Annotated in this window: 24 protein-coding genes and 1 pseudogene; 12 read left to right on the top strand and 13 right to left on the bottom strand. The window is 71.8% G+C overall.

The genetic code is table 11. From position 1 onward, the window contains the following. The first annotated feature begins 2 nt into the window (after positions 1-2). Positions 3-1019: a putative nucleotidyltransferase substrate binding domain-containing protein gene (locus HHL28_RS15080; RefSeq protein WP_169655394.1), complete on the top strand. Its 1017-nt coding sequence runs from the start codon at positions 3-5 to the stop codon at positions 1017-1019. 77 nt (positions 1020-1096) lie between these two features. Here HHL28_RS15080 and HHL28_RS15085 read toward each other — a convergent pair whose 3' ends face one another. The 3 genes from HHL28_RS15085 to ubiG form a co-directional block, all read right to left on the bottom strand. Continuing rightward, the gene (locus tag HHL28_RS15085; RefSeq protein ID WP_075771804.1) at positions 1097-1378 is read right to left on the bottom strand and encodes an XRE family transcriptional regulator; all 282 of its coding nucleotides are present in this window, start codon (positions 1376-1378) and stop codon (positions 1097-1099) included. Positions 1379-1475: 97 nt separating this feature from the next. Further along, positions 1476-1784 carry a type II toxin-antitoxin system RelE/ParE family toxin gene (locus HHL28_RS15090; protein WP_404325895.1) on the bottom strand — a complete coding sequence of 103 codons (309 nt, stop codon included), beginning with the start codon at positions 1782-1784 and terminating at the stop codon, positions 1476-1478. Positions 1785-1856: 72 nt separating this feature from the next. Then, the gene (gene ubiG / locus HHL28_RS15095; RefSeq protein WP_075771803.1) at positions 1857-2609 is read right to left on the bottom strand and encodes a bifunctional 2-polyprenyl-6-hydroxyphenol methylase/3-demethylubiquinol 3-O-methyltransferase UbiG; all 753 of its coding nucleotides are present in this window, start codon (positions 2607-2609) and stop codon (positions 1857-1859) included. A 256-nt stretch (positions 2610-2865) separates the two neighbouring features. On the opposite strand from ubiG, the gene HHL28_RS15100 reads away from it, so the two are divergent. The 5 genes from HHL28_RS15100 to HHL28_RS15120 all read left to right on the top strand — a co-directional run bounded on the left by HHL28_RS15100 (position 2866) and on the right by HHL28_RS15120 (position 7143). Next, entirely contained in the window at positions 2866-4104 is a 1239-nt protein-coding gene (locus HHL28_RS15100; RefSeq protein WP_075771802.1) for an aspartate kinase, read from the top strand. 124 nt (positions 4105-4228) lie between these two features. After that, on the top strand, positions 4229-5248 hold the full coding sequence (locus tag HHL28_RS15105; protein WP_075771801.1) for an NAD(P)H-dependent flavin oxidoreductase: 1020 nt from the start codon (positions 4229-4231) through the stop codon (positions 5246-5248). Between the two features lie 65 nt (positions 5249-5313). Beyond that, positions 5314-6015, top strand: coding sequence for a DHH family phosphoesterase (locus HHL28_RS15110; RefSeq protein WP_169655396.1), 702 nt, complete (start codon positions 5314-5316; stop codon positions 6013-6015). 415 nt (positions 6016-6430) lie between these two features. Continuing rightward, positions 6431-6793 (top strand): type II toxin-antitoxin system RelE/ParE family toxin, encoded by a 363-nt coding sequence (locus HHL28_RS15115; protein ID WP_075771812.1) that lies wholly within the window; start codon positions 6431-6433, stop codon positions 6791-6793. Next, positions 6790-7143: an XRE family transcriptional regulator gene (locus tag HHL28_RS15120; protein ID WP_075771799.1), complete on the top strand. Its 354-nt coding sequence runs from the start codon at positions 6790-6792 to the stop codon at positions 7141-7143. The genes HHL28_RS15115 and HHL28_RS15120 overlap by 4 nt, the downstream gene beginning before the upstream one ends. Before the next feature lie 34 nt (positions 7144-7177). On the opposite strand, the gene bchO is transcribed toward HHL28_RS15120, so the two are convergent. Genes bchO through chlG form a run of 7 tightly spaced genes read right to left on the bottom strand, consistent with a single transcriptional unit; the run spans position 7178 to position 14440 of the window. Beyond that, a complete protein-coding gene (gene bchO, locus HHL28_RS15125; protein ID WP_075771798.1) occupies positions 7178-8047 on the bottom strand; it encodes an alpha/beta fold hydrolase BchO in 870 nt (289 codons plus the stop codon). 13 nt (positions 8048-8060) lie between these two features. Then, positions 8061-8333, bottom strand: coding sequence for a hypothetical protein (locus HHL28_RS18840; RefSeq protein WP_404325899.1), 273 nt, complete (start codon positions 8331-8333; stop codon positions 8061-8063). Beyond that, the gene (locus HHL28_RS15130; RefSeq protein WP_404325901.1) at positions 8324-9829 is read right to left on the bottom strand and encodes a magnesium chelatase subunit D; all 1506 of its coding nucleotides are present in this window, start codon (positions 9827-9829) and stop codon (positions 8324-8326) included. Before HHL28_RS15130 ends, HHL28_RS18840 begins: the two co-directional genes overlap by 10 nt. Beyond that, positions 9826-10932 carry a magnesium chelatase ATPase subunit I gene (bchI, locus tag HHL28_RS15135; protein WP_083699205.1) on the bottom strand — a complete coding sequence of 369 codons (1107 nt, stop codon included), beginning with the start codon at positions 10930-10932 and terminating at the stop codon, positions 9826-9828. The genes HHL28_RS15130 and bchI overlap by 4 nt, the downstream gene beginning before the upstream one ends. Positions 10933-10962: 30 nt before the next feature. Then, positions 10963-12159 carry a geranylgeranyl diphosphate reductase gene (locus tag HHL28_RS15140; protein WP_075771796.1) on the bottom strand — a complete coding sequence of 399 codons (1197 nt, stop codon included), beginning with the start codon at positions 12157-12159 and terminating at the stop codon, positions 10963-10965. Between the two features lie 23 nt (positions 12160-12182). After that, on the bottom strand, positions 12183-13487 hold the full coding sequence (locus HHL28_RS15145; RefSeq protein ID WP_404325903.1) for a BCD family MFS transporter: 1305 nt from the start codon (positions 13485-13487) through the stop codon (positions 12183-12185). Positions 13488-13522: 35 nt separating this feature from the next. Beyond that, complete coding sequence (gene chlG, locus HHL28_RS15150; protein ID WP_075771794.1) at positions 13523-14440, bottom strand: chlorophyll synthase ChlG; 918 nt, start codon at positions 14438-14440, stop codon at positions 13523-13525. A 140-nt stretch (positions 14441-14580) separates the two neighbouring features. On the opposite strand from chlG, the gene idi reads away from it, so the two are divergent. Beyond that, entirely contained in the window at positions 14581-15150 is a 570-nt protein-coding gene (gene idi, locus HHL28_RS15155; RefSeq protein WP_075771793.1) for an isopentenyl-diphosphate Delta-isomerase, read from the top strand. Between the two features lie 321 nt (positions 15151-15471). After that, entirely contained in the window at positions 15472-15981 is a 510-nt protein-coding gene (locus HHL28_RS15160) for a demethoxyubiquinone hydroxylase family protein (protein ID WP_075771792.1), read from the top strand. 205 nt (positions 15982-16186) lie between these two features. On the opposite strand, the pseudogene mtnA reads toward HHL28_RS15160, so the two are convergent. Next, positions 16187-17313, bottom strand: a pseudogene (gene mtnA / locus HHL28_RS15165) (S-methyl-5-thioribose-1-phosphate isomerase). Between the two features lie 176 nt (positions 17314-17489). Here mtnA and HHL28_RS15170 point away from each other — a divergent pair. From HHL28_RS15170 to HHL28_RS15185, 4 genes are read left to right on the top strand one after another with little or no spacing between them, the layout of a single operon-like run. Continuing rightward, positions 17490-18026, top strand: coding sequence for a pentapeptide repeat-containing protein (locus HHL28_RS15170; RefSeq protein WP_169655398.1), 537 nt, complete (start codon positions 17490-17492; stop codon positions 18024-18026). Next, entirely contained in the window at positions 18017-18979 is a 963-nt protein-coding gene (locus HHL28_RS15175) for a pentapeptide repeat-containing protein (RefSeq protein ID WP_169655400.1), read from the top strand. The genes HHL28_RS15170 and HHL28_RS15175 overlap by 10 nt, the downstream gene beginning before the upstream one ends. A gap of 10 nt (positions 18980-18989) precedes the next feature. After that, positions 18990-19682, top strand: a complete 693-nt coding sequence (locus HHL28_RS15180; RefSeq protein ID WP_075771789.1) for a DUF599 domain-containing protein — start codon at positions 18990-18992, stop codon at positions 19680-19682. A 25-nt stretch (positions 19683-19707) separates the two neighbouring features. Then, positions 19708-20058: a hypothetical protein gene (locus HHL28_RS15185; protein ID WP_075771788.1), complete on the top strand. Its 351-nt coding sequence runs from the start codon at positions 19708-19710 to the stop codon at positions 20056-20058. Positions 20059-20251: 193 nt separating this feature from the next. Here HHL28_RS15185 and HHL28_RS15190 read toward each other — a convergent pair whose 3' ends face one another. Then, positions 20252-21337 carry a metal-dependent hydrolase family protein gene (locus HHL28_RS15190; protein ID WP_169655402.1) on the bottom strand — a complete coding sequence of 362 codons (1086 nt, stop codon included), beginning with the start codon at positions 21335-21337 and terminating at the stop codon, positions 20252-20254. Continuing rightward, positions 21337-21504, bottom strand: coding sequence for a hypothetical protein (locus HHL28_RS15195; protein WP_169655404.1), 168 nt, complete (start codon positions 21502-21504; stop codon positions 21337-21339). Before HHL28_RS15195 ends, HHL28_RS15190 begins: the two co-directional genes overlap by 1 nt. Positions 21505-21512: the final 8 nt, after the last annotated feature.

Below are 21512 nucleotides of genomic sequence, written 5' to 3' on the forward strand. Positions count from 1 at the left end.
TGATGCAGCCGGGCGGGCTTGATCCGTCGGACGCCGAAAGCGTGCTGGCCACCTATGCCCCCGGCCTGCTGGCCGCGGTGGACGCCGCCCCCGACCTGGACGGGCTGGCCCACGCGGAGGACGCGCACAACGGCCTGGTGCGGGTGCTGGCCCAGGTGGGCCTGCCGGTGCCGGCCATCGGGCGGGCCGTGGCGCTGCTGAACCACCGGGTGATGGCCCGGCTCTATGCCCTGTCCATGCCGCCGGAGCTGGTGGCCCAGACCTGCCTTGTCGTGATGGGCAGCGAGGGGCGGGCGGAGCAGATCCTGAAGACCGACCAGGACAACGGCCTGATCGTGCGCGACGGCATCGACCCCCTGTCCCTGGCCGGGCCGCTGAAGGATTTTTCCGACGGGCTGGCGCGGCTGGGCTGGCCGCCCTGCCCGGGCAACGTCATGGTCACCAACCGCGCCTGGGTGCGGGACGAGGCCGGCTGGGCGGAGACGCTGGCCCGCTGGGTCCGCCTGCCCAACCCGGACAGCTTCATGTCCGTGGCCATCTTCGCCGACGCCGGCGCCGTGGCGGGGGACGCGACCCTGCTTGCCGGGGCGCGGCAGCGCCTGCTGGACCTGCTGGCGGGCCACGGCGCCTTCCTGTCCCAGTTCGCCCACACCGCCCTGACCTTCGAGACGCCGCTGGGCCTGTTCGGCACCCTGCTGACCGAGGGCGGGGAGCACAAGGGGCGCCTGGACCTGAAGAAGGGCGGCATCTTCCCCATCGTCCACGGCATCCGCGCCCTGGCGCTGGAGGCCCACCTGCCCCAGACCAACACCCTGGACCGGCTGGCCGCCCTGATGCAGGCCGACCGGCTGGAGCGGGGCCTGGCCGTGGACCTGCGGGAGGCGTTCGAGTTCCTGCTGGCCCTGCGCCTGAAGGCCAAGCTGCATGAGGCCCGCCAGGACGGCGCCGACAACCTGATCGCCCCCGCCCACCTCGCCCCGACGAACGCGAGGAACTGCGCCATGCCTTCCGCGTGGTGAAGCAGTTCAAGGACCTGCTGTCCTACCACTTCCACCTGGGGATGTTCTGAGGGGGCCAGACAAAGCTGCCCAAGCCCCTACAGATCCTTGAGGTCCAGGACCAGCCGCTTCCCCACGGCCCGTGCTGCGCGGTCAAGGGTCTCCAGGGAGACGGCGACATTCTCCGGGTCCAATACCCGCTCCACCTGCGCGCGGCTCGTGCCCATCCCGGATGCCATGGCCGTTTTCGAGATGTCGGCCGAGGTGCGGGCCTCTTCCAATTGCCGGGCGATCACCCGCTTGATGGCAGCGCCATACACCTCGTCCTTGATGCCCTGCTCGTCCAGGAACGCCTCAAAGCTCAGGTCCGTGCCGGTCATGGATAATCCCCTTTGCGGTTCCGTGCCTGGTAGTCGGCCCAACGCCCGCGGGCCAGCCTGATCTCCTCATCCTGCTCACCTTTGCCATCATGGCCGTTCAGCAGGATGGCCTTCTTGCCGTCGATGGCGAAGTATGTCCGCGCCTCGACCCGGCCGCCCGGATGGTAGAGCGGACTTCCCAAACACCGCCGCCAAGAGGCTTGCACAACGGCGGCCCCTTGTCAGGCCAGCCGAACTCCACCTCGGCGATGTCGCGGCCGACGATCCTGCGATCCTGTTCATCAAGGCCCAGCAGCCAATCACGCACCGGCAGCTTGTGGCGGCCCGTCACGCTGGCCGTGGCGTAGAACTCGGCGGCAATCACCTTGCGCGGCGGCTTGGGCGTCATGGGCAGACTGTACCGCATATGATACGCCCAGGCAAGCTATTCCGTACCGTATCCGGTACGAAATGCCGGGCTCTCAAGATACGGCGAGGATCACCCCTCCTTCCGCCCCCACAGCATGTAATTCACGTCCAGGTCCTTCGGCGCCAGCTTGAAGCGGTCGGTGATGGGGTTGTAGGCGACGCCCGTCACCTCCTGCACCGTCACGCCGGCCCGGCGCAGGCCGCCCACCAGCTCGGACGGGCGGAGGAACTGCTTCCAGTTGTGCGTGCCCACCGGCAGCCAGCGCAGCACGTACTCCGCGCCGACGATGGCCATGGCGAAGGACTTGGCCGTGCGGTTCAGGGTGGCCATGAAGACCAGGCCGCCGGGCTTGGCGAGGTCCGCCACGGCACCCAGGAACAGCTCCACGTCGGCCACGTGCTCCACGATCTCCAGCGCCAGCACCACGTCGAACCGTTCGCCCTCGGCGGCCAGCGCCTCCGCCGGGACGCAGCGGTACTCCACCGGCGTGTTGGTCTCCAGCGCGTGGGCGGCGGCGGTCTTCACGTTGCGCTCCGCCGCGTCGATGCCCATGACCGTGGCGCCCAGCCGGGCCAGCGGCTCCGCGATCAGCCCGCCGCCGCAGCCCACGTCGAGGATGCGCAACCCCTCCAGCGGCCGCTCCGCCGTGGCATCGCGGCCCAGCTCCCGGCAGAGGGTGTCACGGATGTAGCCCAGGCGGACGGGGTTGAACTTGTGCAGCGGCCGGAACTTGCCCCTGGGGTCCCACCATTCCGCCGCGATGGCGCTGAACCGGGCCACGTCGGCGGGGTCGATGGTGGTCCGGCCGGGGGCGGTGGTCATGGTCCTGGTCCCATTCCTGTCACGGGAAAAAGCGTGGCAAGGCAGGTAACCCGCCAAGTGCCGGCACCGCAAGCGGCGCGGGTGCGCTGCGGCATCGCTGCATGGCCCCCGGCTTGCCCTGCCTTCGGGCAGGGAGTATGGATACGCGGCCCCGGACCGGCAAGCGCGGCCGGACACGGGCGACGTCGCGCCGCCGGACCTTGGTCCCGGCCCCGGCAGGCCCGACCTTGAACCCTTAGGCGGAGTGGACGGTTCCATGGCGCGGCTTGTCCTGAAGTTCGGCGGCACCTCGGTCGGCGATATCGAGCGCATCAAGAACGTCGCCCGCAAGGTGAAGCAGGAGGTGGACGCCGGCCACCAGGTGGCGGTGGTCGTCTCCGCCATGTCCGGAGTCACCAACCAGCTGGTCGACTATTGCCGCTCCATCTCCAAGCTGCATGACGCGCGGGAGTATGACGCGGTGGTCGCGTCGGGGGAGCAGGTGACCAGCGGGCTGCTGGCCATCGCGCTGCAGGATTTGGGCATCCCCGCCCGGTCGTGGCAGGGCTGGCAGATCCCCATCATCACCGACGACACCCACGCCAAGGCCCGCATCCAGCGCATCGACACGACCGAGGTCGCGAAGCGCATGGATGAGACGGGGGAGGTGGCCGTGGTGGCCGGCTTCCAGGGCGTGTCGGAGCGGGCGCGCATCGCCACCCTGGGCCGCGGCGGTTCCGACACCTCGGCCGTCGCCTTGGCCGCCGCGCTGAACGCGGAGCGCTGCGACATCTATACCGACGTGGACGGTGTCTATACCACCGACCCGCGCATCGTTTCCAAGGCCCGCAAGATCCCCCGCATCACCTATGAGGAGATGCTGGAGATGGCCTCGCAGGGCGCCAAGGTCCTGCAGACCCGGTCGGTCGAGATGGCCATGAAGCACCGGGTGCGGGTCCAGGTGCTGTCAACCTTCGAACAGGCGCCGGGCAGCGATTATCCCGGGACCCTGGTGGTGGATGAGGACGAGATCGTGGAACAGGAACTGGTCAGCGGCATCGCCTATAGCCGTGATGAGGCGAAGGTCACCCTGGTGGGCGTCGAGGACCGGCCGGGCGTCGCCGCCCGCATCTTCGGGCCCCTGACCGATGCCGCCATCAACGTGGACATGATCGTCCAGAACGTGTCGGAGGACGGCAAGACCACCGACATGACCTTCACCGTCGGCAAGGCCGACCTGGACCGCACCGTGCAGGTGCTGGAGAAGGCGAAGGGGGAGCTGAACTTCCGCCGCCTGATCTCCGACGCCAACGTGTCGAAGGTCAGCGTCATCGGCGTGGGCATGCGCAGCCATGCCGGCGTCGCCCAGCGCATGTTCAAGGCCCTGGCCGACCGCGGCATCAACATCCAGGTGATCTCCACCAGCGAGATCAAGGTGAGCGTGCTGGTGGCGGAGGAGTACACGGAGCTGGCCCTGCGTGCCCTCCACACCGCCTATGGGCTGGACGCGGCATAAGCCGCGCCTGGATTTCCCCAATATTCGTCTCCATCTTCCCGGGACGGGCCCGCCAGCCCTCCCGGGTTCCGGTGCTTCCGGGGCACCTGATTCCTTCTTCACCCCTGCCGGACGGACCCGCCCCATGACCGCACGCCACCGCCTCGACGCCCTTTGGCAGCGTGGCCGGGATTTCCTGGGCACCGACCTCGCCATCATGGGCGGGGCCATGACCTGGGTCAGCGACCGGCACCTGGTCTCCGCCATCTCTAACGGCGGCGGCTTCGGGGTGATCGCGTCCGGCTCCATGCCGCCGGAGGTGCTGCGGGCGGAAATCCGGGCGACGCGGGAACTGACGGACAGGCCCTTCGGCGTCAACCTGATCACCCTGCACCCGCAGCTCGACCAGCTGGTCCAGGTCTGCCTGGAGGAGCGGGTGGGCATCGTCGTCCTGGCGGGCGGCCTGCCCCCGGCCACGGCCATCAAGGCGCTGAAGGAGGGCGGGGCGCGGGTCATGTGCTTCGCCCCGGCCCTGGTCATCGCCAAGAAGCTGATCCGCAGCGGCGCCGACGCCATCGTGATCGAGGGGATGGAGGCCGGCGGCCATATCGGCCCCGTCTCCACCTCCGTCCTCGCCCAGGAAATCCTGCCGGAGGTGCGGGACGTCCCCGTCTTCGTCGCCGGCGGCATCGGCCGGGGGGAGGCGATCGTCAGCTACCTGGAGATGGGCGCCGCCGGCGTGCAGCTGGGCACCCGCTTCGTCTGCGCCACGGAGTGCCGGGCCCACCCCAACTTCAAGAAGGCCTTCATCCGCGCCGGCGCCCGCGACGCCGTGCCGTCGGTGGCCCTGGACGCCCGCTTCCCCGTCATCCCCGTCCGCGCCCTATCCAACGAGGGGACGCGGCGCTTCATGGACAAGCAGCGGGAGGTGATCGCCCGCTTCGACCGGGGCGAGCTGGACCAGAAGGAGGCCCAGCTGGAGATCGAGCATTTCTGGGCCGGCGCCCTGCGCCGCGCCGTGGTGGACGGCGACGTGGAGACCGGCAGCGTCATGGCCGGCCAGTCCGTGGGCATGGTCACCCGGGAACAACCCTGCGCCGAGATCCTGGCGGAGCTGGTGGAGCAGGCGGCGGCGGCGCTGGAGAAGCGGATGGCGGTGGCGTAGGCGCCCCGTCCGGAACCCACCCCCGCCCCCGCCGGTTGCCCCCGTCCATCTACCGGGGGTGCCCGATGGACTTCAGCCCGCAGACCGAGCCCGACCAGCACGCCGCCTTTGCCCAAGCCCTGGCGGGATTCACGCGCGGCAGGCCGGTCACCGTGCTCTGCCATTTCGACGCGGACGGCCTGTCCGCCGGGGCCCTGTTCGCCCGCGGCCTTGCCCGGGCCGGGCATGAACCGGCCCTGCGGCTGGTGGGCCGGGGGGAGGACCCCTGGTCGGCGGAGATGGGGCGGGAGCTGGCGGACGCCGCCCCCGGCGGGATTGTGGCCACCGACCTGGGCGTGCGGCGGGACCCGCTGGCCCCAGGGGTGCCCACGGTTCTGGTGGATCACCATGTGCCCCAGGGCCTGCCGGATGGGCAGACCACCGTCGTCACCGGTTACGGCCAGGACCCCACCCCCTGCTCCGCCCTGCTGGCCTACCGCTGCCTGGCCGGGGTTACCGACATGGACCCGGACCTGTGGCTTGCCGCCCTGGGCACCATCGGCGACTTAGGCGAACGGGCGCCCTTCGCCGAGCTGGCGGAGGCCAAGCGCCGCCACGGGGCCAAGCTGCTGCGGGAGGCGACAAGCCTGATCAACGCCCCCCGCCGCTCGGCATCCGGTGACGCCACCCCGGCCCTGCACCTGCTGATGAAGGCCAAGGGCCCGGGGGAGGTGGTGTCGGGCGAGCACCGGAGACAGCCATCCTCCAGGCCGCAAGGGGTGAGGTGAAGGCAGCGCTGGAGGAAGCCCGCCGCGCCCCGCCCCGCTTTGCCGGCCAAGTGGCGCTGGTGCAGTGCCACTCCCCCTGCCAGATCCACCCGCTGCTGGCACAAAGCTGGGCCGGCCGCCTGCGCCGCAACGTGGTGATCGCCGCCAACACCGGCTTCCGCCCCGGCCGGGTCCACTTCGCCGCCCGTACCGCCACGGACACGGACCTGGTCGCCTTCCTGGCCAGACACGCACCCCCGGGCGCCGCCGGCCCAGCCTATGGTCAGGGCCACCGCCAAGCCTCCGGCGGCGCGCTGGATGTGGAGGGCTGGGCGCTGTTCCTGGGGGGGTGGGATTCAGGGGAATGGGGTAAGGATGTCCTTGTGAACATGCCATGGACGGCATATCCTGGGGGTGTCCTCAGGTGGCTGGCGGCATGCCCACGGTTGTCGAGTACACGGACGAGTTCGGTGACTGGTGGGTTGGCCTGTCTCCTGTCCAACAGGAGGATGTGGCGGCCAGCGTCGGACTGCTGGAGGAAATGGGCCCTCGCCTGCCATTCCCCCACTCATCCGGGGTGAACGGTTCCAGGCACCCGCACATGCGGGAGCTGCGGGTCCAGAGTGGTGGCCGGCCCCTGCGGATTTTCTACGCCTTCGACCCGCGGCGGCAAGCCATCCTGCTGCTGGGCGGCGACAAGACCGGGGATGGCCGATTCTATGAACGCATGGTCCCCTTGGCGGATGACCTTTACGACACCTACCTGGACGAGCTTCGGCGGGAAGGACTGATCCGATGACCGGGCACACCCCCTTTTCCAAGCTGCGGGCCGGGTTGCCGCCGGAACGGCAGCAGCGCGCCGCCCAGAAGACGGCTGCCCTGCGCGAGCGCATGGCCCTGCATGAGGTGCGGGAGGCGCGACGCCTGACTCAGGCATCCCTCGCCGACACGCTGGGCGTGGACCAATCCGCCGTCGCCAAGATGGAGAAGCGGACGGACATGTATGTGGGCAACCTCCGCCGCTTCGTGGCGGCCATGGGGGGTGAGTTGCAGATCATCGCCCGCTTCCCCGAAGGGGACGTGGTGATCGACAACTTCGCCGGCCTTGGCGAACCCGCGGACCCGGCGGCGTCTACCGGGGCTGACTGACGTCAGGTCCATAGGGGTTGGTCAGTCCGACCGCTCACACCCCCGCATACCGCTCCACCAGCCCGGCCACCAGGTGCGGCGCCTCCTCGTGGGCCAGGTGGCCCAGGCCGGGCAGCGGTTCCACCACCGAGCCGGGGACGAGGCCGTGGACGCGTTGGGCCTGGGACGGGGGGATGGCCTTGTCGGCGCCGGCGGCCACCAGGACCAGCCGGCAGGGCAGGCGGGGCAGGTCGCGCAGCAGGGGGTGCAGGTCCCAGTTGGCCATCATGGCCAGCGCCCCCTGCACATGGGCGGGCTGGCGCAACAGGCGGCGGTACAGTTCCAGCCCCGGCTTGTCGAGGCGGGAGCCGGTGTCGCGCACCAGCTTTTCCACCGACCGCGGGTCGGACGCGGTGAGGGAGAAGATCCGCGGCACGACGGGGTTCATCACCAGCAGCTTGGCAAGACCGCTCAAGAACTCTCCCTGCCCCTCGCGGAACGGCAGGAAGGCGCCGTTCAAGGCGACCACGACCTCTGGCTTGATGCCGCCGTCCAGGGCGGCCTGGGCCAGGATGGCGGCCCCGGCGGAATGGCCCACCGTGACCGCAGGGGGCAGATCCAGGACCTTGACCAGGGCGGCCAGGACCCGGGCCATCTGTGGCAAGGTGGGACGGGGCAGGGGTTCCGAGAAGCCGTGTCCGGGCAGGTCCGGCATCACCAGGGTATAGCGGGGAGCCAGCAGGGGGGCCAGGTCGCGCCAGCTATGCGTCGCCGCCCCGGTGCCGTGGACCAGCAGCATCACCGGTCCCTGGCCCATCACCTGCACATGCCAGCGCAGCCCACCCGCGGCGACGAAGCGGCTGGCCTCCCGGTTCGGCCAGTCCCGCCCTTCCCGTGCCCAGTCGGGCCTTGTGCTGAACAGCATGGCCGGCCCCCCCTTACGCCGCCTGTCGGGCCGGGGCGGCTGCGGCGGCGCGGACGGCGGTGGACAGGGTGGCGGCATCAGCTCGGGGCAAGGCCAGGTAAGGGGCGCCCAGCGCCTCGGCCAGGTCCCGGGCCGCCGGTTCGGGGAAGGGGCTGGTGTCCACCAGTAGGGCGGGCAGGCCGGCACCACGCAGGGCCTGGGCGGCGGCAAGCGCGTCCTCTTGCGCCTTGGCGCGGCCCTTGGTGCCGTCGCGGGCCACATTGCCCTTCCCGTCGGTCAGCAGCACGATGCCGGGGATACTGCCCCGGCGCCGTTCCCCCTCCGCCAGCAGGCGCGCCGCCTCGATGCCTGCGGCCAGGGGTGTCGCCCCGCCGCCCGGCAGCTCCGCCAAGCCGCGCTTGGCCCGGGACAGGGACCGGGTGGGGGCAGCAGCAGCTCGGCCCCCTCCGCCCGGAAGGCCAGCAGCGCCACCTGGTCCCGGCGCACGTAGCAGTCGGCCAGCAGCAACTCGACGGCGCCCTTCGCCTCCGCCAGCCGCTGGAACGCCGCGGACCCGCTTGCGTCCACGACGAAGATGGTGGTGGTCTGGGACCGTCGCTTCAGCTTGGCGACGCGGAAATCGTCCCGCCGCACCTGGATACGGTCGTCTTGCGCTTCCGCCCGGCGCAGGGCCTGCCAGGGAGCGGCGGCGCGCAGGGTCTCGATCACGCTCAACCGCAGGCCGGACTTGGGCGACCCGCGGCGCACCCCCGCCGGCCGGCCCCGCCCCTTGCCGGATTGCAGCGCCCCGGCCCGGCTGCCTTGGGAGGTTGAGCCTTTCGGCGCCAGCCCGGCCCGTAGCAGGGCCAACAGCCCCGCCGGGATGGCCGCCTGGGCCGCGGCCAGCACCAAATCGTCCAGCGGCGGGGCGTCCAGGGGATCGGCGCTGCCCTCCTCCGCCTCCCCCGTTGGGGGCGGGTCGGGGGGCGGGTCGTCGGCGGTATCCTCCGTCGCTGGGACCTGCGTCGCCCGCGGGGCAAGCACCAGCCGGGCGGCCAGGGATGCGTCCTCCGCCAGCACCACCACCCGCCCATCAAGGGCCGCCGCCGCGCGGGCGGCGCGCAGGGCCTGCAAGGGGGCGCGCAGGCTGTAGATGCCCAGGGCCAGGGCGGCGGCGCACAGGGCCTCTGCCACCTTGCCGTCCGCCGTCACCAGCGGCATCAGGCGCCGCGCCCCCTCCACCGCCCGGTGGTCGGGCAAGGCGGGGTCGGGGTCGCGGGCGGGCAGGCCCTCCAGGTCAAGGGGGAAGGCCAGCCGGTCGGCCAGGGCGGCGGGCGGGCGCTCCTCCGGCCCGATGCCTTCGTCCAGGGCCACGACGCCCACCCGGGCGGGGAAGCGGCGGGCGAGGCCATCGCGCTCCAGCACCACCTCTCCCTCGTCCAGGGCGGCGGCGAGCCGGGCGGCGGTGCCGTGGGGCAGGCGCTCGGCCATGGCCAGCAGCAGCACGCCGCCATCCGCCTCCGCCAGGGCGCCGCGGCTGACCACCGGGCGGCCCGCGTTCAGGGTGGCGGCCAGGTCCAGCCCGCCCAGCAGCCCGGCATCGTCCACCCCCACCGGCAGCCGGCGCAGGGGCGGCCCCTGGGGCAGCAGCCGTGCCAGCCAGCCCAGCCAGCGGTCCCGCGCCGGCCCAGGGGCGGCCCGCAGCAGCACCCCGCCCAACCCATGGGGATCGACGGCGAACAGGGCGGCGGCCCGGGCGGCACTGTCCCAAGGATGGTCGCCGCTGTCCGCCCCGTCGGTCATTTGCCGAACACCTCTTCCAGGGCCCGTTCCACCCGCACGCCGGACCCGGCCTCGTCCAGGGGGTTGCGGCGCAGGCGGTGGCGTAAGGCGGCGGGGGCCATGCGGCGGATGTGGCCATTGTCCACCTTGGCGCCCCCCTCCAGCGCCGCCAGGGCGCGGGCGGCGCGCATCAGGGTCAGCTCCCCACGCAGACCGTCGGCGCCGAGCGCGATGCACAGCCGGGCGATGTTCTCCAGCGCCTTGTCCGGCACCTTCACGGCGGACAGGCCGGCCCGGCCGCCCTCCACCTGTTTCCGCAGCTTCGCGTCTTCCCGCCCCCAGCGGGCGGTGAAGCCGGCGGGGTCCCGCTCATAGGCGTCGCGGCGCTTCACCACCTCCACCCGCTGGGCCAGGTCGGTGGGGGTGCGCACGTCCACCGACAGGCCGAACCGGTCCAGCAGCTGGGGCCGCAGTTCCCCCTCCTCCGGGTTGCCGCTGCCCACCAGCACGAAGCGGGCGGGGTGGCGGATGCTCAACCCCTCCCGCTCCACCACGTTCTCGCCCGACGCTGCCACGTCCAGCAGCAGGTCCACCAAGTGGTCCTCCAGCAGGTTGACCTCATCGATGTACAGGAACCCGCGGTGGGCCTTGGCCAGCAGGCCGGGCTCGAACGCCTTCTCCCCCTTGGACAGGGCGCGCTCCAGGTCCAGGGCGCCCACCACCCGGTCCTCCGTGGCGCCCAGGGGCAGGTCCACCACGGGCACCGGCGCGGCGGCGACCGGCAGGGGCCCGGCGGCGGCCCGGTCCCGGCACTCCGCGCACAGGCCGCCGGTGCCGTCCGGCGCGCAGCCATAACGGCAGCCTGCCACGACCGGCATCTGCGGCAGCAGGGCGGCCAGGGCGCGCACGGCGGTGGACTTGCCTGTGCCGCGGTCGCCGAACACCATCACCCCGCCGATGCCCGGGTCCACCGCGGCCACCAGCAGGGCTTGGCGCATCTCCTCCTGCCCCACGATGGCGGCAAAGGGGAAGGGGGCGCGGCGGCCGGTGGGGATGCCGGGCGGGGGCACGGGTGCCTTGGCCGTCCGCTTGGGTGCCACCGGGGCAAGGGCGTCGATGGTCATGGCAACTCCTCCCCCCGCGGGGGACGCGGGTCAGGGCGGGACCAGGCCGAACAGGTGGGCCAGATCCTTGAAGAAGATGCGGACGTGCGCGACGGGCTTGGCGCGCACCAGCTCCTTGTTCATATAGGCGTCCCAGGTCAGCTTCTGCACGTCCCGGTCGCGGCACATGCTGACGAAGCGTTCGCGGCGCTTGTCGCTGCCGTACCAGAAGCGCTGCATCAGCCCCAGCACCCAGAACACCCGGCCATGGGCCTTCAGGAAGCGCTTGCGGGCCTGGGCCAGCTCCGCGGCACGGCCCGTCTCCAGGAAGGCCACCCCCGCCTCCGCCGCCAAGCGGCCGCCCACCATGGCGTAGTAGATCCCCTCCCCCGACGCGGGCGCCACCACCCCGGCGGCGTCGCCGGCCAGCAGCACGTCCAGGCCGTTGTCCCAGCGCTTCAGGGGCCGCATGGGGATGGGCGCACCCTCCTTGCGGATCGTCTCGCACCCCGCCAGGCCCGCCCGGTCCCGGAGGTCGGCGATGGACTTGCGCAGGGAATAGCCCTTGACCGCGCTGCCGGTGCCGACGCTGACCGTGTCCCCGTGGGGGAAGACCCAGGCGTAGAAGTCGGGGGAATGGCGGCCCTGGTAGTAGACGTCGCAACGCCGCCCGTCCATGTCCGCCCCGGTCTGGGGGGCGGGGGCGCGGATGATCTCATGGTAGGCGAACACGAACGGCGCCTCCACCCCCGGCAGGGCCTGCCGCGCGACGGCGGAGTTGGCGCCGTCCGCCCCGATCACCAGACGCGTCCGCAGCCGCGCCTCCGTCCCGTCGGGGGCGTCCTTGGGGTGGTAGACGACGATGGCGGTGCCGTCCCGGTCCCGCTCCAGCCGCAGGAAGCTGCCCGACTGCCGCTCCGCCCCCGCGGCGGCGGCGCGGCCCCGCAGCCATTCGTCGAACATGCCCCGGTCCACCATGCCGACGAAGCCGTCGTCGATGGGCATGTCCACCCGCTTCTCGCTGGGCGCCACCATGCGGGCGGAGGTGATCTTGGCCACCAGCAGCCCGTCGGGGATCTGGAAGTCGCGGATCAACCGGGGCGGGATGGCCCCGCCGCAGGGCTTGATCCGCCCGGCCTTGTCCAGCAGCACCACGTCCTTCCCGGCGCGGGCCAGGTCGGCGGCGGCAGTGGCGCCCGCGGGGCCCCCGCCCACCACCACCACGTCACGGGTCACCATCGCCAGCATGGGTCGCCCCCTTCCCCGGACCGTCAGGCCCGGCTGATTCCCACCAGTTCCGTCCGCACAGGTTCGACCGGGGCCGCCCGGTCGAAGTCCAGCCGCAGCGCCATCTGCGCCGCCGCGAGGAACAGCACGCCCTCTGCCAGGAAGACGGCGGCATAGGCGGTGCCGGGGTCGGCGAAGACCGCCCGCGCCAAATCCGCCGCCGCGGTGCCCAGGAACCCGCCCAGGCCGAAGGCGATGGCCTGCGCCGCCCCCCACAGCCCCATGCGCACCCCGTCGCGCCCCTGGGACCCCGCCCCCACCCGTTCCATCATCGAGCCGATGGCCGCCACGGCGAAGGCGCCGTTGGCGATGCCCAGGGCGAAGACGCAGGCCTTCAGCGGCCAGGCCGGCGCCATCAGCCCGCCCAGCCCCAGGCTGGCGAGGGTGAGGGCGGAGGCGACGCAGCCCCCCACCGTCCAGGCGCGCAGGGACCCCGGGCCCTTGCCGCGGGACAGGCTGCCGACGATGGCTACCAGGATCATCCCCGCCAGCACGCCGCCATGCTGCAGGCTGGACAGCTTGGTCGTCTCCCCCGGCGTCAGGCCGAAGACGGCGCCGGCGAAGGGCTCCAGGATCAAATCCTGGGCGCTGTAGGCCAGCATGGACAGGAAGACGAAGACCGCGAAGCCGCGGGCCGCCGGCTCCCCCCACACTTGGGCCAGGGCGGCGCGGAAGGGCACCTTCGCCGGGGCTTGAGCCCGCGCCATGGGCTTGGCCGGGCGGCCTTCCAGGCCCCAGACCGCCAGGGTGCTGACCGCGAGCGCGATGGCAGCGACGGACGCGGTGATGGACAGCAGGCGGGCCGGGCTGAACGGGTCCAGCAGGCTGCCGACGATGGCGGTGGTCACGATGAAGCCGACGATCATCATCACCCAGGTGACCGTGGCCGCCGCGGCCCGGCGTCCCGAGGCCACGCGGCTTGCCATCAGCACCAGCAGGGAGGTGCCGGCGGCCCCCACGCCCAGCCCGATCATCAGGAACGCCAGCACCGCCAGGGCCGTGCCCCAGGCCGGGTCCGTCGCCAGCCAGCCGATGGACAGGGCGGCCAGCACGCCGCCCAGGGCCAGCACCGCCATGCCGCCGATGATCCAGGGGGTGCGCCGCCCGCCCACGTCGGACCCGTGGCCCATGCGGGGCCGGGTCACCTGCACGGCGAAGTGCAGCGCCACCAGGGCGCCGGGCAGCATGGCCGGCAGGGCCAGCTCCACCACCATCACCCGGTTCATGGTGCTGGTGGTCAGCACCACGATGGCGCCCAAGGCCGCCTGCACCAGCCCGAACCGGACCATGCCCAGCCATCCCAGGAACTGTCTCGCATCGGCCTTCATGGCGTCACCAGATTGGCGAGGGCGGCGGCGAATTCGGGGTCGGGGGTGGCGTGGCCCAGCGCGATGGCGCTGGCCAGCATGCCCAGGACGTAGAGGGTGACGCCGGTGCCGTTGTACCAGGGCGCCAGCTCCCGCGGGCGCTTCAGCAGCCGGGCCATCAGGACAAGCTGCACCGCCAGGGACAGGGCGATGATCCCGGCATAGAGGGGCAGGCCCCAGGCCAGCAGCAGGCCCACCACCGCCACCTGCGGCACGGCCATCACCGCACAGGCGAGCTTGGCCGCCCGGTCCACGCCCAGGCTGGCCGGCAGGCTGGCGATGCCGATGCGGCGGTCCCCCTCCACCGACTTGAAGTCGTTCAGGGTCATGATCCCGTGGGCGCCCAGGCTGTAGAGGCCCGCCAGGGCGAAGACCCGCGCGTCCGGGTTGGCGGCGGCCATCACGGCCGCCCCGGTCAGCCAAGGCAGCCCCTCGTAGCAGGCGGCCACCGCCGTATTGCCCCACCAGCCATTGCGCTTCAGCCGGAAGGGCGGCGCGCTGTAAGCCCAGGCCAGCGCCAGTCCCAGCACGGCGGCCCCCAGCACGAAGGTCCCCAGGCTGGCGGCGGCGAACAGGGACAGCAGCGTCCAGGCGATGGCGATGTACAGGCCCCAGCGGCCCGGCATGCGGCCGGAGGGGATGGGCCGGTGCGGCTCGTTGATGGCGTCAACCTCCCGGTCGAACCAGTCGTTCACCGCCTGGCTGGTGGCGCAGACCAGCGGGCCCGCCAGCAGGACCCCGGCGACCACGAACGGCCAGCGCCCCTCCGCCGACACGCCGGAGGAGACCACCCCGCACCCGAAGGCCCACATGGGTGGGAACCAGGTGATGGGCTTCAGCAACTCCAGCACAGTGGCGGGGCGCGGGTAAGCCATGCCTGTATCTTCGCTTGACAGAACAAAGTGTCAATCTGAATTTACAGTGGTGGCCGTCACTCTTCCGGTGCCGCATACCCTGTGCGACGCCGGGGCCCGTGCCCACCTGTCCCGGCTCCCGCCCGTGAAGGAGTTGCCCCATGCCCCCTGCCCGGCAGACCGCCCACCGGCCCACCCCCCAGGACGACGCGGCCGAGCAGGTGGTGCTGGTGGATGAGCAGGACCGTCCCCTGGGCACCATGCCCAAGCTGCTGGCCCACCGGGAGGGGCTGCGCCACCGTGCCTTTTCCGTCATCATCCGGGACGGGACGGGGCGGTTGTTGCTGCAACGGCGGGCGGCGGGCAAGTACCACTCGCCCGGCCTCTGGTCCAACGCCTGCTGCGGCCATCCCCGGCCAGGGGAGGACACGGCCGCTGCCGCGTCCCGGCGGCTGGGGGAGGAGCTGGGCTTCGCCTGCCCCCTGACCCGGGTGGGGCGGGTGGACTATGCCGTGCGCTTCGACAACGGCCTGGCGGAGAACGAGGTGGTGAGCGTCTTCACCGGCCACCACGCCGGCCCCATCCTGCCCGACCCGGCGGAGGTCGGCATGGTCGCCTGGCTGGACTTGGCCTCCCTGCTGGCCGACGTGGCGGAACGGCCCGACGCCTATACCTACTGGTTCCGCCTGTACCTGACCGACCATTTGCCGCTTTTCCAGCAGGCGGCGTGAGGGGTGGGGTGACCTTCCCTCTTACGGCATCCTCCACATAGGCACTGACATAGCAGCAACACGTTGTTTGCAAAAACGACCGCCTCCCCTGCGAAAGCAGGGGCCCCACGGTTTTTGAGCCGCCGTCCAACGTCAGCCCAGTAAAAGAACTGTGGACCCCTGCTTTCGCAGGGGAGGCAGTAAGGGTGGGAGCGTGGAGCTTTACCAACGCTGATGCGACTGCGTGGGTGAAGCTGGGGATCACCCCCCGCGTCACCCTGCCCCTTGCCGCCGGCCCGATCCCCCTCAGGTTCATCAGCCCAGGACGACGGGAGGAGAGACATGCCCTTGCCGGACGCGGTAATGGCGGACCTGCGCACCGACCATGCGGGGGAGACGGGGGCGGTGTGGATCTACCGCGGCATGCTGGCGGTCAGCCGCGACCAAGGGGTGCGCGCCTTCGCCGAGCGGCACCTGGCCACCGAGTCGGAACACCTGGAGCGGATGGGGGAGCTGGTGCCGCCCCGGCACCGCAGCCGCCTGATCCCCTTGTGGAAGGTGGCGGGGTTCGTCACCGGCGCCCTGCCCGCCCTGCTGGGCCCCCGCGCCGCCTTTGCCACCGTGGCGGCGGTGGAGAGTTTCGTGGACCGGCATTATGAGGACCAGATGGCCCGCGCCCGCGCCGCCGACCCCGCCCTGGCCGACCTGCTGGCCCGCCTGCAGGGGGACGAGGTGCACCACCGGGACGAGGCCGCCGCCCTGGGCGGCCCGGTGCCCTGGCCGCTGAAGGCCTGGGGCTGGGTGGTCGAACGCGGCTCCGAACTGGCCGTGGCGGCGGCAAGGCGGGTGTGAGGGGTGGTGCGGGTGCGGATGTTCTTTGGACACGGATGAACGGGATCATTCCGGATGATCACGGATAAGGATTGATGCCTGCGGCGCAGCCGCGATGATCGCTTCTAGTTATCTCCCGCGACATGTCCCGTGGCACGCCCACATCCGCGTACATCCGGACACCATCCCGTTCATCCGTGTCCCCAATCCGCCCCGCCACCAGCCATCAAGCGTCGTTCGCCGCGTTCCTGGGCCGGGTGCGGTCGTCCTGGTCGGGGAACAGGCCGGACAGGCCGTCCCGCGTCGCCTCGCACAGGCCGCGTTCGGTGATGAAGCCGCTGACCAGGCGGGCCGGGGTGACGTCGAAGGCGTAGTTGGCGACGGGGCTGCCGGGGCTGACCACCCGCACAGTCTCCACCCGCCCGTCCCGGGTCTGGCCGGTCAGGTCGGACACCTCCTCCCCGCCGCGCTGCTCGATGGGGATGTCGCGGACGCCGTCCTCCAGGGTCCAGTCGATGGTGCTGCCGGGCAGCGCCACCCAGAAGGGCACGCCCGTGTCCTTGGCCGCCAGGGCCTTCAGGTAGGTGCCGATCTTGTTGGCCACGTCCCCTTCCGCCGTCACCCGGTCGGTGCCGACGATGCAGAGGTCCACCATCCCCCGCTGCATCAAATGGCCGCCCGTGTTGTCGGGGATGACCGTGTGGGGCACGCCCTCCTGCCCCAGCTCCCACGCCGTCAGGAAGGCGCCCTGGTTGCGGGGCCGCGTCTCATCCACCCAGACATGGACGGGGATGCCCTGCTGGTGGGCCTGGTAGATGGGTGCCGTGGCCGTGCCCCAGTCCACCGTGGCCAGCCAGCCGGCATTGCAATGGGTCAGGATGTTCAGGGGCCGGTCCGGGTGCAGGGCCTGCATGTCCTTCACCAGCCGCAGCCCGTGGCGGCCGATGGCCTCGCACGTCGCCACGTCCTCCTCCGCCATGGAAGCCGCCTCGGCATAGGCGCGGGCCATGCGCTCCCCGGCGGGGTGATGTCCAGCACCTCCCGCATGCGGTCCAGGGCCCAGCGCAGGTTCACCGCCGTGGGCCGGGCCGCCAGCAGCCTGCCATAGGCCAGGTCCACCGACCAGTCGGACGCGCTTTCCGCCATCGCCAGGGCCATGCCATAGGCGGCGGTGACGCCGATCAACGGGGCGCCGCGCACCCGCATGGCGCGGATCGCCTCCTCCGCCTCGTCAAGCCGGGTCAGCCTTGCCGTACGGAAGCCGAAAGGCAGGCTGGTCTGGTCGATGATGCCGACCGTGCGGCCATCCCCTTCCAGCCAGATCGTCCGGCGCCGTGTCCCGTCCACCCGCATGGTTTGCTGGCCCGTTCCGCTTCGCTGCCGCAGTCTCGGCACACCCCACCGCCCCGGGTCAAGGGGGCGGGCGGGGGACGGGCAAAATCGGGGCCTGGTGGTCGCCCCCCGGTTGCTTTCGCGCCCCCTTGCTTCTAGTCTCCCGACCTGCCCCGCCCCCACCGCCGGTTCCCAAGATGAGCGAGCCCCAGCCCACCCGCGACCTGGACCGCATCCGCAAGGAGCTCCAGCTCCACCGCCAGTGGGTGGAGGGCAAGGGCGGCCGGCGGGCGGAGCTGCCGTTCCAGGATCTGTCGGGCCTGTCCCTAGCCGGGGTGAAGCTGGCGGAGGCAAAGCTGGCCGGCGCCAGCCTGGCAGGGGCCAAGCTGCCGGGCGCCGACCTGTCCCGGGCGGACCTTTTCGGCGCGGACCTGGAGGGGGCGGACCTGACCGGGGCGGACCTGTCGGGCGCCGACCTGCGCGGGGCAAACCTGCACCGGGCGACCATGAACGATGTGGTGCTGCGCGGGGCGGACTTCCGCGCCGGGCAACTGGCCACCGCCGACGGCAGCACGGGCCGCGACGGCCCCGCCGTGCTGACGGAGGCGCGGATGGAGCGCGCCATCCTGTGCAGCGCCAAGCTGACGGGCTGCGACCTGTCCGGTGCCGACCTGCTAGACGCGGACCTGTCGGGGGCCGACCTGTCCCGCTGCGTGCTGCTGGGGTGGACCTGACCGGGGCCAACCTGGCCGGCGCCCAGCTTGCCGGCACGCTGGTGGACTGCGAGGTGTTGGCAGAGGCCAAGAACCTGCCCACCGGCGGCCTTGCCCAGATCACCGAGCCGCCGCGCAAGGCCTTGTCGGCGGAGGCCTTCCTGGCCCTGGTGGCGGAGCATGAGGCGCTGGTGGACAGCAGCGGCGCCAAGGGCAAACGGCTGGACCTGGACATGGCGGACGTGCCCGCCGTCAGCCTGAAGGGCCGCACCCTGTCCGGCGCCCGCCTGCGCCGCTGCCGCTTCGCCCCGGCGGACTGGACGGAGGCGCAGTTCGAGATGGCCGACCTGTCCTACAGCACCCTGCGCGGCATGGTGCTGGACGGCGCCAGCTTCCGCGGCGCCACCCTGCGCCGCACGTTCTTCCAGCAGGCCCACCTGGTGGGCGCCAGCTTCGAGGCGCAGCCCATCACCGGCGGGCGCACCTGGCCCGCCAATTTGGAGGGCGCCAGCCTGCATGAGGCGGACCTGACCAACGCCAACCTGTCCGGCGCCATCCTGCGCGGCGTGGACATGGTCGGCGCCATCGTCACCGGCATCAACATGCGCGGCGCCGACCTGGCCGGGGCCAAGCGGACGGAGGCCCCCGGCGGCAAGCCGGTGAAGCAGCGCCGCCGCCTGCGCCGCTTCATGAAGCCCGTGCTGGCCGTGGGCAGCCGCAAGGGCATGGCCCGCACCCGCAACTGGTCCTTCGGCGGCATGTCGCTGGAGGCCAAGCCCGACAGCTACCAGCCGGGGGAGGTGGTGACCCTGCTGGTGGCCGCCCCAGGGGCGGGGGAACCGGTGCCGGTCCAGGCCAAGGTGCTGGCGGTGGACTCGGGGGCGGCCAGCGTCTCCATCAGCTTCGACCCGCTGACGCCGGAGCTGAAGGCCTATCTCAACGGGTTGGTGGCCGAGCGCTACCGGCTGGCCTGACGGGGGCGGCATGCAGGCGATCCTGGAAGGCCTCTCGCCGCTGGACCTGGTCGCGTTGGGCTGGTTCCTGTTCGTCTGGTGCGGCTACAGCCTGTTCGTGGACCGGCTGCGCACCGACCGTGGGCACCTGAACTCCCACATGGGCGTCATCCGGCTGGACTGGATGCGCACCATGGTGAAGCGGGAAAACCGCATGCTGGACGGCATGCTGCTGGGCCATTTGATCAACAGCGTGTCCTTCTTCGCCAGCACCACGGTCCTGTTGCTGGCGGGCCTGGTGGGCGCGCTGGCCGCGGTGGACCAGGCCTACCAGGTGATCATGGACATCGGCTTCGCCCAGCGCACCAGCCGTGGCCTGTTCGAGCTGAAGCTGCTGCTGCTGATCGCCATCCTGATCTATGGCTTCTTCAAGTTCACCTGGTCGGTGCGGCAGTTCAACTACACCGTCGCCCTGGTGGGCGCCACGCCGCTGGAGCCGGGGGAAAAGGCGGAGCAGCTGGCCAAGTCCGCCGCCGCCATGCTGTCCTTGGCGGTGATCGCCTTCAACAAGGGCCTGCGCGCCTATTACTTCGCCTTCGCCACCCTGGGCTGGCTGGTGCACCCCGGCCTGTTCATCGCCCTGGTCACCTGGGTCACCGCCGTCCTCTGGCGCCGCCAATTCGCCTCCCGCGCGCACGCGGCGGTGAAGGATTATGTGTCGTAGGTCGGCGGCTTGGTTGGGGTGAAACATGGCAGTGACGCCGCGCACTAAGGTGTTCGCCCTGACAATCCTGGTCGTCTTCGCTGCCTTGTTCATGACGGCCTGGATGGGGGAGAATGACCCGGTCTTCTTCCGGACCGATGGCCCGCGGACCATCCATTGTGAGGACGAAGCCGGGCAGTCCGTGCCTGTGTACCTGGATTTCTCGGACGCGGGCAGGACAGTCGCGGTCCAAGCGGGAAGCTTGTCAGCCGTCCTGCAATTCGCCGGGACCCGCTTGCTGACCGAAACCTATACCGATGGGGCCACGACCTTGAGCATGGACCCGGAAATCATCCTCTCAGGTCCTGGGATCACCAGGGTGGGGCCCTGCCACTGACGAAGGTGACGGACCATTGCGTTGGCAGGACGGCTCTTCTATCGTCCAAGGTGCACTTGGGACATGGGAAGCGCGCTTCCCGACAGGTGCCCCGAGGCGGCCCGCCGCCATCCCTGCGCGACGCGGGTAGTAGGGAGGGGGCCGGGCCGCAAGCCCGGCCTTCCCTGTTTCTGCGGCCGAGTTCAGCCTACGCTCAAAATCCCGCCTCCGCCGGGCTGCTGAAGGCGAAGGCCGGGGCGCCGGACAGGGGGGCGCCCAGGGCGGCGCGCACGTCCACGCCGCCCTTCCACACGCCGCGGTGCCGATTGGCGTCGGCGGCGGCCAGGATGTCCTGCGTCGGGTCGCCGGGGACCAGCAGCAGGTCGGCGGCACTGCCTTCGCGCACCCGCCCCTGGTCCTTCAAGTCCAGCAGCCGTGCGGCGGTGGCGGTGCCCGCCACCAGGGCGGCCAGGGGGTCCATGCCCAGCCGGACCATGTGGGCCAGTTCCTGAGCGTTCTCCCCATGGCGGTTGCCGGGGGTGCCGGCATCGGTGCCCAAGGCCACCATGCCCCCTGCGGCCACGTAGCGGCTGAAGCTGTCGTAGTGCATGGCGCCGAAGCGCTTGGCCTTGTCGCGGACGAAGGCGGGCAAATTGTCGGCCATGGCCAGCAGGGCCGCCATCGCGGACAGGGTCGGCACCAGCACCGTGCCCTGGTCGATCATCCGTTGGATCAGCTCATCGGTCAGCTCGAAGCCGTGCTCGATGCTGTCGGCCCCGGCCTCCAGCGCGCGGGCGATGCCGCGGGCGCCCTGGGCATGGACGCCCACCTTCAGGCCGAAATCATGGGCCGTGCGCACGGCCGCCCCCATCTCCGCCGCCGTGGGGTGGGGGGCCATGGGGTCCACCCCGCCGGTCAACACGCCCCCGGTGGCGATCAGCTTGATGGCGTCCGCCCCGTGCTTCACGTTCAGCCGGACGCCGTGGACATAGGCCGTTTCCCCGTCGCATTCCTGACCGATCCAGGCGCCATGGCCGCCGGTGATGGTCAGCACCTTGCCGGCGCAGCGCAGGGTGGGGCCCAGGTGCCGCCCGGCCGCGATGGCGTTGCGCAAGCTGATCTCCAGCCACTCCACTCCCCCTAAGTCCCGGGCCGCGGTGATGCCGCCCCGCAAGCTGGCCTGGGCATTCTCCAGCATCTTCAGGGTCAGGTCGCCATGGGGCCGGGCGCGCAGGGTGGTCACCACGTCACCCGTCGCCTCCAGCCCCAGATGGATATGGGCGTCGATCAGGCCCGGCATCAACGTGCCGCCCGACGTGTCCACCCGCGGGCCGGCGAAGCCAGCGAACTCCCCGCCGGCGCCACCCGGGTGACGCGCCCGTCCGCCACCATCACCCCCAGCCCCGGCCTGGGCGCCGTCTCCCCATCGAACAGCAGGCCGCCGGCGAACAGGGTGGGATCGGTCATGATCGGTC

This window comes from Aerophototrophica crusticola (assembly GCF_012913305.1).
In the GTDB taxonomy this organism is placed as follows: Bacteria; Pseudomonadota; Alphaproteobacteria; order Azospirillales; family Azospirillaceae; genus Niveispirillum; species Niveispirillum crusticola.